The sequence below is a fragment of the Phreatobacter sp. genome, from assembly GCF_027532945.1.
In the GTDB taxonomy this organism is placed as follows: Bacteria; Pseudomonadota; Alphaproteobacteria; order Rhizobiales; family Phreatobacteraceae; genus Phreatobacter.
Genome location: NZ_JAPZTZ010000005.1, coordinates 195,481 through 210,253 on the forward strand (window position 1 = coordinate 195,481; position 14,773 = coordinate 210,253).

Genomic DNA, 14,773 nt, shown 5'->3' on the forward strand with positions numbered 1-14,773 from the left:
GGCACCGGCTGAGCTCATGCGATCTTGGTGAGCGACTTCGCTGCGTGAACCCAGAGCCCGCTCATGGTGAGGGCGAGGACGGCCGACGCGACCTGGAGAGGCGCAGCCGCCGAGCCCGTGACGTCGCGGGCGAGCCCCGCCAAGGGCGGCAAGGCGGCGAGGCCAAGGTAGAACAGCGAATAAAGCACCCCCATGCCGAAGGCGCGGGTCTCCGGCGAGAGAACCTTGCCTGCAAAAACGATGATCAGACTTGAGGGCGCTGCGGCGAGCACCCCGAACAGCGGCAGAAGCAGCCAGGGCGGTGCACCGAGCGATGCGCCAGCGAGGCACATGACCATGCCCGAGACACAGAGAACTGTCACCAGCATCGGCCGGCCAGAGCGCTCCGCCAGCGCGCCGCCGAACGTCTGCAGCGGCAGGATCGAGAAGCCGATGACGGAGGCGAGCAGGCCTGCCTCGCCCGGCGTCATGCCACGGGCCGTGAGGAAGGCCGGCGCAAAGCCGACCGCCACCGCGAAGGTCGCATTGTAGCCGGCCCAGACGAGGCCGATGCCGAGCAGCGGCGCCCATTCATGGCGGTAGAGGCCGAAGCGAGCAACGGCGGCGGATTCCCGCGGCGAGGGACGGACTGTCAGCAGCACGAGGAAGAAGGCGAGGCAGCAGAACAGGGCGGAGGCCCAGAGCCCGGCCCGCCAGTCCAGGCCGAACATCGGAGCGACCAGCAGGGCTAGGCCGATGCCGAATGGCCAGGCCATCAGCATCAGTCCCATTGCGAGGGCGACGGTCGCACCGCTGAATCGGTCCAGCACCATCTTGGCGCCGGTGATCGTGAGCAGCGTCCCGCCGATGCCTGACACGATCCGGCCCACGAGCGCCATGGCGAAATCCGGCGCCATGGCCAGCAGGGTGCCGCCGAGGCCCATCAACCCGACGCCTGTGAGCAGGACCGCCCGGACCGAAAACCGCGCGAGCATGATCCCGGCGGGCAGCGCGACGACGATCCCTGCCAGCGAATAGGCGCCCATGAGCGTGCCGAGCGACGCCCAGTCCGCCACCAGGGTTCCCACAAGGAGCGGCCCGAGCGCGCCGATCACCTGCAGCTGCGCGCCCATGGACATGCGGGCCATAGCCAGCACACCGACTTCGCCCCAATTTCTCGCTGACATGATGCCCCTCGGTCAGATGGGAGCCGTGGGCTCCCGCTAAGCCTTGGGAACAACATCGAAACGTGTGCAGCTAGCTCGTTTCAGGATGGCCGCCTAGCGTCCACGACCTTGCACACCATACAAAGAGTAGACCAGCATCTCGACTATGGAATTGACTTGCTGGTTAATCCCTGTTCCTGCATTAGGTGTACAAGAGCACGGATCTGAGGAACCAGTTCCGCGGCCAGATCGCCTCGATGCTCTAATTTGGTCATCTCGGCTGCTGTATCGGCCACCAACCCTTTAATCATTTCCAGCAGGTTTAACTTTTCCTCATTCACAAGATCGGCGACTACAACTTGGCGTGCGAGCGCGTCGAGTGCGCGGATGTTGTGCGCCAGAAGCCGGATGACATCGTGGCGAGTCCGGGGCACGGGGATGCGGCCACCAGTGCCAGGAAAGTCGACGAGTTGAGATTGTGCTGGCATCAGACTGCGTTCCCAAGGGAAGCAGGACGGAGCTGGATCGATGCTCCAGCTCCGTCCGATTGTGGCTAGGCGGCCCTGACAGTTGCGAGGAAAGCGTCCACCTGAGCCTTCAGGCGGTCCCCCTGCTGCGACAGCTCCTGCGAGGCGGCGAGCACCTGGGCTGACGCCGAGCCGGTTTCAACTGCCCCCTGATTGACCTCGACGATGGATGAGGCGACCTCCACCGTGCCTTTGGCGGCCTCCTGGACGTTGCGCGAAATCTCCTGGGTAGCGACGCCCTGCTCCTCCACGGCTGCCGCGATTGCGGTTGCGATGTCGGAGACCTCGACAATGGTCGAGCCGATCTCCTGGATTGATGTTGCCGCCTCACGAGTCGCTTGCTGCATGGCGGCAATCTGCGCACCAATCGCGTCTGTGGCTTTCGCCGTCTGACCTGCAAGAGCCTTCACCTCAGACGCCACCACTGCAAAGCCCTTGCCGGCCTCGCCGGCCCTGGCTGCCTCGATCGTGGCATTTAGCGCCAGGAGGTTCGTCTGCTCGGCAACTGCGGTGATCAGCTTCACGACGTCACCGATGCGACCAGCAGCTTCAAGTAGCTCCGTAACCTTCGCGTCGGTCGCTTTCACATCCGCGACGGCCAGACGGGCCTTCTCAGTAGAGTGCTGCACCTGGCGCGCAATTTCGTGGATCGAAGAGGTCATCTCGTCGGTAGCCGCAGCAACTGCCTGGACGTTACCAGACGCCTGCTCTGATGCAGCTGCCACCATTCCCGACTTCTGCTGTGTTGCCTCAGCGGTGCTGGTGAGGGTTCCGGCCGCTGCCTCAAGCTCTGTCGACGCCGATGTTACGGTCGTTACGACTTCGCTCACCGACTTCTCAAACTCGGAGACGGCGGCAGCTACGACGTTTGCGCGACGTTCCTTCGCAGCTCGCTCGGCTTCCTGTTCCGCTGCCAGGCGGCGGCTCTCGATGAGGTTGGCCTTGAAAGTTTCCAAGGCCCCAGCCAGCTTCCCGATTTCATCCTTTTGCCCAAGGGCCGGGACCACAACCGTTGTGTCACCGTCTGCTACCCGAAGCATGGCCCCGGTCATGGCAGAAAGCGGACGCGTGATGAAGCCGATGACAATAAACGCGGTGAGGGAAAGACCGAGAATACTGCCGCCTACGAGAGCTGCGGTCATGACCCACGTCGCGCGCGAGTAAGCGGCGTTGGCCTCGCTCACTGCATCGCGCTGGCGTGCCTGGGCTCGCTGTTCAAGTCCGCGCATCACGTCTCGAATTTGCCCAATCACAGCAGCAGCGGTGAAAGCGACCTTTCCGGCATCGTCATATGCGCCGTCCCGCGAGAGCTGCCGGATCTTTGTCGCCTGCTCCTGATACTGAGCGAGCAGGGTTCGCATCTGCTGCACATCGGACCGTCCTGCGGCTGCGCGTGAGGTTTGTTCAAGCTGATTGAGCCGGTTCTGCAAGCGGCGCAGCTCATCATCGGCTGCGCTTTCGAAGCCTGAGCGCTGGGCCACGGGCATCTCGATTGGCAGGAACTCGATGGCGCGCGCATATGACAGCAAATTCGCCGTCGCCCGCCCGCTCGCTTCAACGCGGTCGCCAGATGCCTCCACTTCTTTGGTCGCCGCGTTCATCGCTGCAAAATTCCAGAACGCGAGAACGGCGAGAACGATTGCTGTGGTCAGAATAACTGCCACAGCGCCAAAAATCTTGGGAGCGATGGGTACATTGCGCAGAGCACGTTGCATGACTGATGCTTTCAGCAGGACTGGATCCAGCCGCGAGGCCTTGAAACAAGGGGCGGTGAGTGTCGCGTCTTTACGACGAAGCTGCGCCGTTGCAGCTGATTGCACAGAAAGACGGCAATTGATTAAAAAATCACCTTACGTCATGTCGGAAAAGTGCGTCTATCTGGGCTTCGCGGAGTGATATCCCGTCACAAAAGTGCGGAGCTGATATGCGGCGTCCCGCATTCTGGGCAGTTCTGGTGATCGCATTGGCAGTTTGTTGAGTTCTCGGCCTCAAACCTGAGCGTGCCTCACCGGATAAAGGCCAATGGAAATCCGCATTTTGACTGCCGCAAGTTTGATTCTGGCCGGCACCGCAGTGGGGATGCTGCTGGATGTCGGCTTGCATCCTCCGGGGGAACTGTCGCTCGAGGAACTGGACGAGCACATGATACGTGGCGTCCTAATGGGGGCTCTCGGAGGGGCGCTTGTGGCCATCGGTGCAGTCCGCTGGGGGCCGCGGTGACGTCGCCACTTCGTCTCTTGTAGCGCCTAAACCGAGATTCCAGCGATCACCAGCGGGCCACGAAACGCTGGCAATATTCCTCCAGTTCAGCCCAAGAACGATAAGTTTCTGGAGTGGTCAGTGAGGCATTGGCCCGCATTGGCATCGTACCTCGGCGAAGTGGTGCCGAGAGATTACACGGCAAACTCAGTTCCGGGTCCGTCAGGCGAACACTCGGCAGAGTCAGCTTCGCGCCTCTTAAGCGGACGTTGGATGGTTGGCACTAAGCGGACCTTTAGAAACGCACCCACAAAGGCGGCGCGCCCGCAATCCACATGCTATTGTCGGACAAAATCGGCGAGGCTCATATTCGCTCTAAAATGCTTCCTGGTAGAGACGCAGCGCATCAGCTTCTGTGACCTCGACGGGATTGTTGGTCAGGAGCCGAGTCTGCTTCATCGCGTCTGCGGCCAGCACGGGCAGGCTCTCCTCGGGGACGCCCACATCCCGCAGCCGGCGAGGCGCTCCCGAGCGGTTCATCAGATCCTGAACGTGGTCCACGAAGGCTGCGGCTCGCGCCGTCGTCTCAGCGCTCGACGCCCCGACGACGACATCGGCGAGTTCGGCGTAGAGCGGCGCGGCGGCGCGCATGTTGAAACGCAGCACGGGCCCGAGCATGAGAGCGTTCGTCAGACCGTGGGGCAGATGGTAGTGGCCGCCCAACGGGTAGGCGAGAGCGTGGACGGCGGCGACCGGGCTGTTGGAAAACGCTTGCCCAGCATAGCATGCGCCGAGAAGCATCGCCTCACGCGCGGTGCGGTCGGCTCCATCCTCGCAGGCCGCGACCAGATGGGCTGACAGGAGCCTGAGCGCTTCGCGGGCGAACAGATCCGACAGCGGGTTCTTGCGGGAACGGCTGGTATACGCCTCGATCGCATGAACCATCGCATCGATGCCGGTCGCCGCCGTATGAATGCGCGGCAGCCCCACGGTCAATTCGGCGTCCAGAAGAACGAGATCGGCATAGAGCTGGCGAGACACGACACCCATCTTGGTGGTGCCGCCCGTTGTCAGGATGGTGATGTTGGTCACCTCCGATCCGGTGCCCGCGGTCGTCGGGACCTGCACAAGAGGCAGCCGGTCGCCCTTCGCCTTGTCGATCCCGTAGAGACCGTCCAGCGGCTGGTCTGTACAGAGGAGCAAGGCCGCCAGCTTGGCCACGTCCATCGACGAGCCGCCGCCGAAGCCGATGACACCCTGTGCGCCGAAGCCCCTGCCGAGCTCGACGCAAGCGCGCAACACCGCCTCGGGCGGGTCGGCGACGACCGCATCGAAGACCAGGACCTCGAACCCGGCCGCGGAGAGCGAGGCAAGCGCTGGATCAGCGATGCAAGCGTCCCGCAACGCCTTGTCCGTCACCATGAGGAGCCGGCGCAGGTCGCCGAAGGGATAGGCGACGCGCTCGCCCAGGCGTGCGGCACCGCCCCATTCCACAATCAGTTTGCCGGGGGTCTGGAATATGAAGGTCATCGGTTGTTGCTGGGTCATGATCATCGATCGGGTCTGGGCGAGCAGCTTGTCAGTCCTAATCGCACTTGAAAACAGTGTCGATCGGGCTCTCAACGCTCCATGCTGAGATCGACGGCGCGTTCCGCCAGATGAAGGTTTGGGAATGCTGAGTCAGAGACGGCGGGGCCTCAGCACCTGCTTGGCGCCCGTGGCCTCGTAGGCCAGATCGTTTACCGGCCGGCCCGCCAGCAGATGTTCGGCAATGACGCGGTCGAGGTCGTGCTCGTCCAGGCCGGCATAGTAGGTCCCCTCGGGCCAGACCTGGATCACCGGCGCGAGATTGCAGGGGCCGAGGCAGCTGGTCTTGGCGCTCATCGTGCCGTCGCCCCGGGCGCGCAGCTTCAGCCGATCCTGTTCGTTGCGCAGATGGCCCCAAAGCGTCTCGGCGCCCGCCGCGACGCAAGGCCCACCCATGCAGACAAGCACCCGCCGTTTCTGGGCCGGGACGAGGGAACCCTCGGCAGGCTTGATCCCGTCGGGGTCGAGTTGGACAGGCGCATGGTCGAGCGCGGCGCAAAGCGCGGCAAGGGCTGCATCATCCCGCTGGAGCAAGGGCACGAGGCGGACGGTTGGCAAGGGGGAGCCTGCCGCAGACCACCGTTTCAACGACCGCGTCAGGGATGGAACCATGCTCGGTTCGAAAGGAAGGGCCATGGCGATCACGACCGCCGTCGCTATTCCCCGGCGGTGAAGGCCGACCAGAGCGTCGCGCAGTGAAGGTCGTCCCTGTTCAGTGAAGGCGACGACCACGTCGCGCCCCTGGCTCTCGGCCAGAAGTTTCCGGAAACGCTCCATTTCCTGCAGGGGCGCGGCGGCGATCGCCGACCTCGCCAACAGGACAATGGCTTCCTGGGCGTGACGTGTCGGCAAATTCCCTCGGCTCATTACGTGTCAACGGGCAGAGTTGCCGGCGAGCGGCGTAGCGGACGAAGCCTCTCGAAGCCCATGGGGTACTCTGTCAAAGCTGGGTGGGATTGGGCGCATCGCCATAGACGCGTTGGGGATCAAACACCTTCTGCGTTTCTGTGAAGGCCAGTGCGACCGGACGGCTCGACGGAGGCGTCACGACAGCGCGATAGAAGCACGACCGATAGCCGACATGGCAGCTCGCGCCGCCGGCAACCTCGACCCGCAGCCAGACCGCGTCCTGATCATCGTCGATCCTGATCTCGACGACCTTCTGGACAAGACCGCTCGTGGCTCCCTTGTGCCACAGGGTCTGGCGACTGCGACTCCAGTAGTGCGCTTCGCCTGTTTCGATGGTGCGAAGCAAGGCAGTCTCGTTCATGACGCTCATCATCAGCACCTCGCCACTGACGACATCCGTGGTCACGACCGGCAACAGGCCGTCCGGCCCGAACTTCGGAGCGAGAAGCGTGCCTTCCTCGACCTGTTCGATGGACTGGCGGGCGACGAAAGCGGTCTCGGTAGACATGAGAACCGCGCTCATCCGAAGGTCTCGCTGGGCGCGGCCACCGCCGACAGGAACTCCCGGCGCAGATCGGGGTCGCTCTGGAAATCGCCGAGAAGGCGCCGCGTCGTCATGGTAATGCCGGGCTTTCTGACGCCGCGAGTGGTCATGCACATATGCGCCGCCTCGATGAGAACGGCCACGCCGCGAGGCCGGAGCACGTCCTGGATGGTCTCGGCGATCTGTGAGGTGAGGCTCTCCTGAATCTGGAGACGCTTGGCGAACACCTCGACGACCCGCGCGAGTTTGCTGATGCCGACGACACGGCCGGCCGGCAAATAGGCGACATGAATCTTGCCAATGATCGGCACGATATGATGCTCGCAATGGGATTCCAGCCGCATGTTTCGCAACAGGATCATGTCGTCGTAGTCGTTGGTCTCCTCGAAGGTCCGGCCGAGAATCTCCGCGGGATCGCTGTTGTAGCCTTCGAAAAAGTCCTCGTAGGCCCGCACCACGCGGGCGGGCGTATCGACGAGCCCCTCCCGATCCGGATCGTCGCCCGTCCATTCGATCAACAGGCGGACAGCCGCTTCGACGTCGGCGCGCGCGGGACGCCGCCGTTGCCGGGCCTGCTCTTGCGGGCGGGTCGGGGGATTTGCAGCCAATGACATGGACGCTCACTCCATCGCGCTTCGTCTTGCGTCCGATATTGCAATGTTATAACATTTCATTCAATAGGCGCTTCTATCTCTCTTGAGGTGAGCCCCTTTGGGGTGATTTCGATGTTGGCCCATTCCCTCGCCCATCGCAGTTCGGAAACCGTCGCGGCCGCCTTGCGTGCGGCGGAGGACCTATGTCGCCACAGAAGCGTCCGGTTTACTCCCATGCGCCGAATGGTGCTGGAATGTCTGTGGCAGTCCCACCGGGCGATTGGCGCCTACGATCTCATCCGCATCATGGAAGCGCGCCTTGGGCGGCAGCTCTCTCCTCCCTCGGTCTATCGCGCCCTGGATTTTCTCTTGGAGCAGGGATTGGTGTCGCGACTCGAGACGATGAACGCCTTCGTCCCCTCGGCGCACCCGGACCATCATCACGCCTGCGTCTTCTTCATCTGCGAACATTGCGGATCGTCCGCAGAGGTCGAAAACGCCAAGCTTGAGTCTCTGCTGTCGCGTGATGCGGCCGCCCTCGGCTTCCGCGTCGACAGGCGCGTCGTCGAACTCCAAGGTCTGTGCGCCCACTGTGTCTCGGCCGAACTGGGTGCCAATTGAGCGCGAATGCTTGCGCCGGACCCTCACGACCAATCTCGTGCAAGGCCCGTCGAGATAATGCGCGCGACTGTCATCCGGCCTGGTTGTCGACTGGGCTCCCTTTGGAAGCTCCTCGCGCCAACACGATGGATCCCAACGATTCGGGGTTTCGCGACGTCGCAACATGCCGTTGCTGACTCTTGCCCAGATTCACACAAACGATCGATGATTTGATGTCTTTAACGCTTACCAACAGTTTCGGAGGCCGCAAGGAGCCCTTTGCTCCTTGGTCCCCGGATGAGGTTCGCATGTATGTGTGCGGGCCGACCGTTTACAGTTTCGCACATATCGGCAATGCACGACCGGCCGTCGTGTTCGATGTCCTTGCGCGCGTGTTGCGGTCGCGTTTCTCGAACGTGATCTATGCGCGCAATCTCACCGACATTGACGACAAGATCAACGCGGCTGCCCTTGCGCAGGGCGTGCCGATCGGCGTCATCACCGAACGGTACACAGCAGCTTACCACGAGGACATGGCGGCCCTCGGCGTCCTGCCACCGACGATCGAACCCAAGGTCACCGAGCATGTTCCTGACATCATCGGCCTGATCGGGCGCCTGATCGGCGAGGGCCATGCCTATGAGGCGCAAGCGCATATCCTGTTTCATGTTCCCTCGTTCAAGGACTATGGCGCGCTGTCGCGACGCAGCCCGGAGGACATGATTGCCGGCGCTCGGGTCGAGGTTGCACCTTTCAAGAGGCATCCGGCCGATTTCGTGCTGTGGAAGCCGTCAGCGCCCGACCAGCCTGGATGGAACAGCCCGTGGGGCCGCGGTCGTCCCGGCTGGCATATTGAATGCTCCGCGATGATCGAACGTCACCTCGGAACGGCGATCGATATCCATGGCGGCGGCCAGGACCTCATCTTTCCACACCATGAGAACGAGATCGCGCAGGGGACGCGGGCGCGCTACTGGATTCACAATGGCTTCGTCACCGTCGAGGGGCGGAAGATGTCGAAGTCGCTCGGCAACGTCCTGCTCGTCCGCGATTTGTTGAGGCAGGCGCCAGGCGAAGCGATCCGCTATGCCCTTCTGTCTGCCCACTATCGCCAGCCGCTCGATTGGACCGCTCAGCGCCTGCAGCATGCAAAGCGCAGCTTGGACCGCCTGTATGGCCTTGTGAGCGACCCTCACGCCGTGCGGTTGGTTGCCTGGGATCCAACAATCCTTGCTCCGTTCCGAGCGGCGCTTGATGACGATCTCAACACACCGTCCGCCTTGGCCGAGCTATTCCGGTTCGGCCATCTCCTCCAGCAGGCGCAAACGCCAGAGACGCGTGGCGCCTGGCGCGCAGCCCTGATCGAGGCGGGTGGCATGCTCGGTCTTCTGCAACAGACGCCCGAAGACTGGTTTCAACAGTCGAGCCCGATCACCGACGAGTTCGACGTCGTCCGGATCGAGAAACTGGCTGCCGAACGAAGCAGGGCGCGCGCCGCGCGCGCCTTCGATCAGGCCGATCGGATCCGCAAGCAGCTGGACGAACTGGGCGTCACCGTCGAGGACAAGGGTGAGCAGACGCAGTGGCGGAGGGCTCTGTCGTGACAGGCCCGCAGCCCACACGCACCGCGACCGATCGGCAACAGATGGTGATCGGGGCATGCCTTCTCGTCCACGCGTGGCCGGAGCGCGCACCCGCCCGGATGGATAGCCCACGGCAGTCGCGGCGGGTGTCGGCTGATCGGATCAGGCTTGCGCGAGTGCCTTCGCCTCGTCGGCGGACGGCGCTCTCCCGGACCGACCATCGGCTACTCGATGTGACCTGGAACCTCTTGCCCGAACGGAACCTCGCATCATGATCGAGATCGATAAGCACGATATCGGCCGGTCGTTGCTGCAGGCCGCACGCAGGTTCGCGGACCGCCCGTCGCTGTCGGCTGTCGATGGACGGCTGACCTATCGCGAGCTCTTCGCGACCGCAGCCTCCGTGTCATCACAACTGATCGCGTCTGGCCTTCAGCCGGGCGATTGTGTTGCGGTCCTCGGTGAACGCACCAGCAGGCCCTATATCGGCCTTCTCGGCGCGATGCTCGCCGGGTGCTGCTATGTTCCCCTCAATCCGCAATTTCCAGCCGAGCGCAATCGTCTGATCCTGGAACTGTCCGGGGCGCGCGCCTTGATCATCGACGATGCCTGCGCGGAGAGGTTTCACGGCGCGCTCGGTTCGCTCGATGGCGTGCGGGTGATCCGTGCACGCCCTGGCGGTGTCGAGTATGCCGGGGGCGGCATGGAAGCGATGGATCCGGACGCCCTTCTGCCGCGCCCGGCCCCGGGCGCCGATGCGCCGCTCTATCTCTTGTTCACCTCCGGCACGACCGGCAAGCCGAAGGGTGTGCCGATCAGTCACGCCAATCTCGCAAGCTACATGGTCGCCATTCATCCTCACGTGCCGATTGGGCCGGAGGATCGGGTCTTGCAGGCGGTCGATCTGACCTTCGACCTCTCCGTGCACGACATGATGCTGGCTTGGCTCAACGGCGCCGAACTGTGTGTCGGCCCTGAGAACGCCACGCTGCTGTCGCCCCGCCTGATCGCGGCGAACGCCATCACCGCTTGCCTGATCGTCCCCTCCGCGGGCGCCCGCGCTCTCGATTATGGCCTCGCCCCGCCGGGGAAGATGCCGTCCCTGCGCTACAGTCTCTTCGCTGGCGAGGCCCTGCCCGTGTCGGTTGCCCTCCAGTGGCAGCAGGCGGCCCCCAACGCCCGGATCTTCAATCTCTACGGGCCGACCGAGGGCACGATCCATACGAGCTATTATGTGTTCGACGGCAATCACTTGCCGCCATCGAAAACCGTCCCCATCGGCTATCCGCTCGGCGAGCAGCGGATCCTTCTGGCCCACGCCGATGGCACGCCCGCCAGCGATGGGGACACCGCCGAGATATTCCTCGCCGGCCCGCAGATGACACGGGGCTACTGGCGCGCCCCCGACCTCGACAGGGATCGGTTCGTGGAGTTCGGGGACTGCCGCTGGTATCGCACGGGCGACCTTGGCCGGCTTGATCCCCACCACGGCATTCTCTTCGCCGGACGTGCGGACAGGCAGTTGAAGATCCGCGGCTACAGGGTCGAGCTGCAGGAGGTGGAAGGAACGCTCCGCGATGTCAGCGGCAGCAACCAGGTCGCGGTGATCGGCTGGCCGGTGGTGGCAGATGGGGCGGCCGATGGCATTGCCGCCTTCATTGCCGGCGCGCCCGCCGATGCTGACGCCATCACGGCCGCCATGCGTGTCCTTCTGCCTGTCTACATGGTCCCGGACACCGTTCTGTTCGTCGATACCCTGCCGCTCAACGTCAACGGCAAGACCGACCATCGCGCCCTTGCCGAGCGTCTCTCCGCAACAGCTGCCACGCCATCCATCGCGCCTGCCAGCGCCTGACACCTTCATCATCCCGTCGCGGTCGGGTGCTGCACACTGGCGCGCGTCTCTTGGCGGGATCCGAACGATTGACCAGCCAGAGGTTCCGATGATCCGCATCACCCTTCCCGACGGTTCTGCCCGAGACTTCGAGGGTTCGATCTCCGGTGCCCATCTCGCATCGACGCTGGCGCCGTCCCTGCGCAAGAAGTCGGTCGCCATGGTGGTTGACGGCAAGCTGCGTGACCTTGGCGATCAGATTGACCGGGATGCCCGGGTGGAATTGCTCACCCGCGACGATCCGCGCGCGCTGGAGTTGATCCGCCACGATGCCGCGCATGTCCTCGCCGAGGCGGTGCAGGACCTGTTTCCGGGCAGTCAGGTGACGATCGGCCCGGTGATCGAGAACGGCTTCTTCTACGATTTCGCGCGCGACACGCCCTTCACGCCAGACGACCTGCCGGCGATCGAGGCGCGCATGCGCGAGATCATCGCCCGTGATCAGCCGTTCACCAAGGAGGTCTGGTCCCGGGACGAGGCAAAGGCTTGCTTCCGGGCAAGAGGTGAGGACTTCAAGGTCGAACTGATCGATTCCATCCCCGGGCATGAGGAACTGACGATCTATCGTCAAGGCGCGTGGCTCGATCTCTGCCGCGGTCCGCACATGACCTCGACGGGCAAGATCGGTCAGGCCTTCAAGCTGACCAAGGTCGCCGGCGCCTATTGGCGCGGAGACGCCAGCAAGCCGATGCTGACCCGCATCTACGGCGTCGCTTTCGCGACCCAGGCCGAACTCGATGCCTATCTGAAGATGCTGGAGGAGGCCGAGAAGCGCGACCATCGCCGCCTCGGTCGCGAGATGGACCTGTTCCACTTTCAGGAGGAGGCACCGGGCTCGGTCTTCTGGCATCCGAAGGGCTGGACGCTGTTCCAGACCCTCATCGGCTACATGCGCGGGCGGCAGGCCGCCACCGGCTATGTCGAGGTGAACACGCCCGACATCATGGACCGGCACCTTTGGGAGACGTCCGGCCATTGGCAAAACTATCGCGAGCACATGTTCACGACCCGCACCGAGGATGATCGCGATTTCGCCCTCAAGCCGATGAACTGCCCCGGCCATATGCTGATCTACAAGCAAGGCCTGAAGAGCTATCGGGACATGCCGCTGAAGATTGCCGAATTCGGCAAAGTTCACCGCTATGAGCCGTCCGGCGCGCTACACGGGCTCTTGCGGGTGCGCTCCTTCACACAGGATGACGCCCATATCTTCTGCACCGAAGATCAGCTGACGGCCGAGTGCATCAAGGTCAACGATCTGATCCTGTCGATTTACCGGGACTTCGGTTTCACCGACATCCGAATAAAGCTGTCGACCCGACCGCAGCACCGCATCGGCTCGGACGCCTCCTGGGACCGTGCGGAGAGTTCGCTCCAGCAGGCGCTCACTACCCTCGGCCGCGCCTATACGATCAACGAAGGGGAGGGGGCCTTCTATGGTCCCAAGCTTGAATATGTGCTGCGCGATGCCATCGGCCGCGACTGGCAATGCGGTACGCTTCAGGTCGATTTCAACCTGCCGGAGCGCTTCGGCGCCTTCTACATCAACGAGAAGGGCGAGAAGGTCGCGCCCGTCATGTTGCATCGGGCGATGTTCGGTTCGCTCGAGCGCTTCACCGGCATCTTGACCGAGCACTATGCGGGGCATTTCCCGCTTTGGCTTGCGCCGACCCAGGTCGTGATCGCCACGATCACCTCCGACGCGGATCCCTATGCGCGCGCCCTCGCCGCCGATTGTCGAGGGCTGGGCCTTCGTGTCGACCTCGATCTGCGCAACGAAAAAATCCCCTACAAAGTTCGCGAGCACAGCCACGCCAAGGTGCCCGTACTCCTCGCGGTCGGAAAGCAGGAGGTCGAGGCTGGTAGTGTGTCGCTGCGACGTCTGGGGTCGTCCGCGACGACATCCATGCCGCGCCTGGAGGTTCTGCGGCTTCTCGCCGAAGAGGCCGAGCCACCGCAGCCGGTGGGCACCAGGGGTGAGCCATGGGCCGGTCAGGCGACGACAGGTGAGGGTCCTCTGTCGTCGCGTGGCGCCCTGCTGGCGGCGAACGCCGAAGGCTGATCCAAGGCCTCACGCGCGCGGTTTGTTGGGCGCGGGTCGGCGGGACGGAGCGCTCCTGCCGGCTTTGCAAGCCCTATTGGCCCGCGTCGCCGAAGCGGAGATCGGGTTCACCTCGCGGATGTCGTGAGACGGGCCGAGTCTGCTGTTCCGACCGTCGTCTTCGTTGACAAAGGAACGGACTGACGAACTCGTCTGTTGCTGTCTCGATCAAGCAGCTCGCTGCGGGTGGGGCCGCGGCACGGGCCTCCGTCCGGCCGCAGCGACGGCGATGCGAAAAGGCTGGGATGCGAGATGGCTGGGATTAGTCCTCAGCTATGACAGCGCACAAGGAGCGCCCTATGACCAAGGTGACCTACACGATCGTCGAGCACGATGGGGGCTGGGCTTACAAGCAGGGCGACGTATTCTCCGAAACCTTTCAGAGCCACGACGCGGCACTTGATGCGGCAAAGCGTGCGGCCGATGCTCAGAGCGTTCCCGGTACGACGGAGCCGACGCTGTATCAGGACCGGCGCGGCCGGTGGCATGAAGAGATCGTGTCTGGCGACGACCGCCCAGAGACCAACGTCGTGGACTAGCGGCAAAGCACAGACAGGGGATGTTCTTTAAAGCCGAAAAGCTAGGCGTTAGTGCGCATGTGAAGAGGTGTCATTTGAATCACAGGCCAACCAGCGGTGTGCGCATGCGCATGGTCTAATCACGGCCCACCTAGCGAGCTGAACGCGGACGCTCAAAACTGCCGGGTTAAGGCTTGATCTGGAACACTCAGCGTCCGCTTCGCGCCGCGAAACCGGACGCTGACTTCGTCGGTAGAAGCCAACATCAGGGGTGGTACCCGACGCTGTCCGCGCCAAGCGACATTTTGGTATCCCGCCCAGGGATTACCCACCGGACATCTGCACCAGAAAAACCCAGACAGACCAATGGGCGGTCAAGTGGTGCAGAGATGTTGAGATGTGCAAAGCACACTACAGTGCGATTGGGAATCTCTGACGTTGCCCCTCTGGGATAATCCAGTTTGAAGTTCGTTCTGGCCCATCGAGAGGACCAGAACATGAGGCGCAGCCGCTTCACGGAAGAGCAGATCATCGGGATCCTGAAGGAGCACGAGGCCGGGATCCCGGTCTCGG

12 protein-coding genes are annotated in these 14,773 nt (G+C 63.4%); 5 read left to right on the forward strand and 7 right to left on the reverse strand.

The features are described from left to right. Positions 1-14 precede the first annotated feature (14 nt). The 7 genes from O9344_RS05445 to folE form a co-directional block, all read right to left on the reverse strand. Positions 15-1,166: an MFS transporter gene (locus O9344_RS05445; protein WP_298473843.1), complete on the reverse strand. Its 1,152-nt coding sequence runs from the start codon at positions 1,164-1,166 to the stop codon at positions 15-17. Between the two features lie 143 nt (positions 1,167-1,309). After that, a complete protein-coding gene (locus tag O9344_RS05450; RefSeq protein WP_298473845.1) occupies positions 1,310-1,633 on the reverse strand; it encodes a hypothetical protein in 324 nt (107 codons plus the stop codon). 65 nt (positions 1,634-1,698) lie between these two features. Further along, positions 1,699-3,387: a methyl-accepting chemotaxis protein gene (locus tag O9344_RS05455; RefSeq protein ID WP_298473848.1), complete on the reverse strand. Its 1,689-nt coding sequence runs from the start codon at positions 3,385-3,387 to the stop codon at positions 1,699-1,701. Between the two features lie 859 nt (positions 3,388-4,246). Further along, positions 4,247-5,401 carry an iron-containing alcohol dehydrogenase gene (locus O9344_RS05460; protein WP_298473897.1) on the reverse strand — a complete coding sequence of 385 codons (1,155 nt, stop codon included), beginning with the start codon at positions 5,399-5,401 and terminating at the stop codon, positions 4,247-4,249. A 150-nt stretch (positions 5,402-5,551) separates the two neighbouring features. Then, the gene (locus tag O9344_RS05465) at positions 5,552-6,310 is read right to left on the reverse strand and encodes a (2Fe-2S) ferredoxin domain-containing protein (RefSeq protein ID WP_298473851.1); all 759 of its coding nucleotides are present in this window, start codon (positions 6,308-6,310) and stop codon (positions 5,552-5,554) included. A gap of 88 nt (positions 6,311-6,398) precedes the next feature. After that, positions 6,399-6,890 carry a phosphoribosyl-AMP cyclohydrolase gene (hisI, locus tag O9344_RS05470; RefSeq protein WP_298473854.1) on the reverse strand — a complete coding sequence of 164 codons (492 nt, stop codon included), beginning with the start codon at positions 6,888-6,890 and terminating at the stop codon, positions 6,399-6,401. Continuing rightward, positions 6,887-7,525: a GTP cyclohydrolase I FolE gene (folE, locus tag O9344_RS05475; RefSeq protein WP_298473857.1), complete on the reverse strand. Its 639-nt coding sequence runs from the start codon at positions 7,523-7,525 to the stop codon at positions 6,887-6,889. The genes hisI and folE overlap by 4 nt, the downstream gene beginning before the upstream one ends. Positions 7,526-7,636: 111 nt before the next feature. Here folE and O9344_RS05480 point away from each other — a divergent pair, with 111 nt between their 5' ends. The 5 genes from O9344_RS05480 to O9344_RS05500 all read left to right on the forward strand — a co-directional run bounded on the left by O9344_RS05480 (position 7,637) and on the right by O9344_RS05500 (position 14,221). After that, positions 7,637-8,125, forward strand: a complete 489-nt coding sequence (locus O9344_RS05480; protein WP_298473859.1) for a transcriptional repressor — start codon at positions 7,637-7,639, stop codon at positions 8,123-8,125. A gap of 212 nt (positions 8,126-8,337) precedes the next feature. Then, positions 8,338-9,708 carry a cysteine--tRNA ligase gene (gene cysS, locus O9344_RS05485; RefSeq protein WP_298473861.1) on the forward strand — a complete coding sequence of 457 codons (1,371 nt, stop codon included), beginning with the start codon at positions 8,338-8,340 and terminating at the stop codon, positions 9,706-9,708. A 250-nt stretch (positions 9,709-9,958) separates the two neighbouring features. Continuing rightward, on the forward strand, positions 9,959-11,542 hold the full coding sequence (locus tag O9344_RS05490; protein WP_298473864.1) for an amino acid adenylation domain-containing protein: 1,584 nt from the start codon (positions 9,959-9,961) through the stop codon (positions 11,540-11,542). A gap of 88 nt (positions 11,543-11,630) precedes the next feature. After that, the gene (gene thrS, locus O9344_RS05495) at positions 11,631-13,643 is read left to right on the forward strand and encodes a threonine--tRNA ligase (protein ID WP_298473868.1); all 2,013 of its coding nucleotides are present in this window, start codon (positions 11,631-11,633) and stop codon (positions 13,641-13,643) included. Positions 13,644-13,981: 338 nt separating this feature from the next. Further along, the gene (locus O9344_RS05500; RefSeq protein ID WP_298473871.1) at positions 13,982-14,221 is read left to right on the forward strand and encodes a DUF2188 domain-containing protein; all 240 of its coding nucleotides are present in this window, start codon (positions 13,982-13,984) and stop codon (positions 14,219-14,221) included. Positions 14,222-14,773 lie beyond the last annotated feature (552 nt).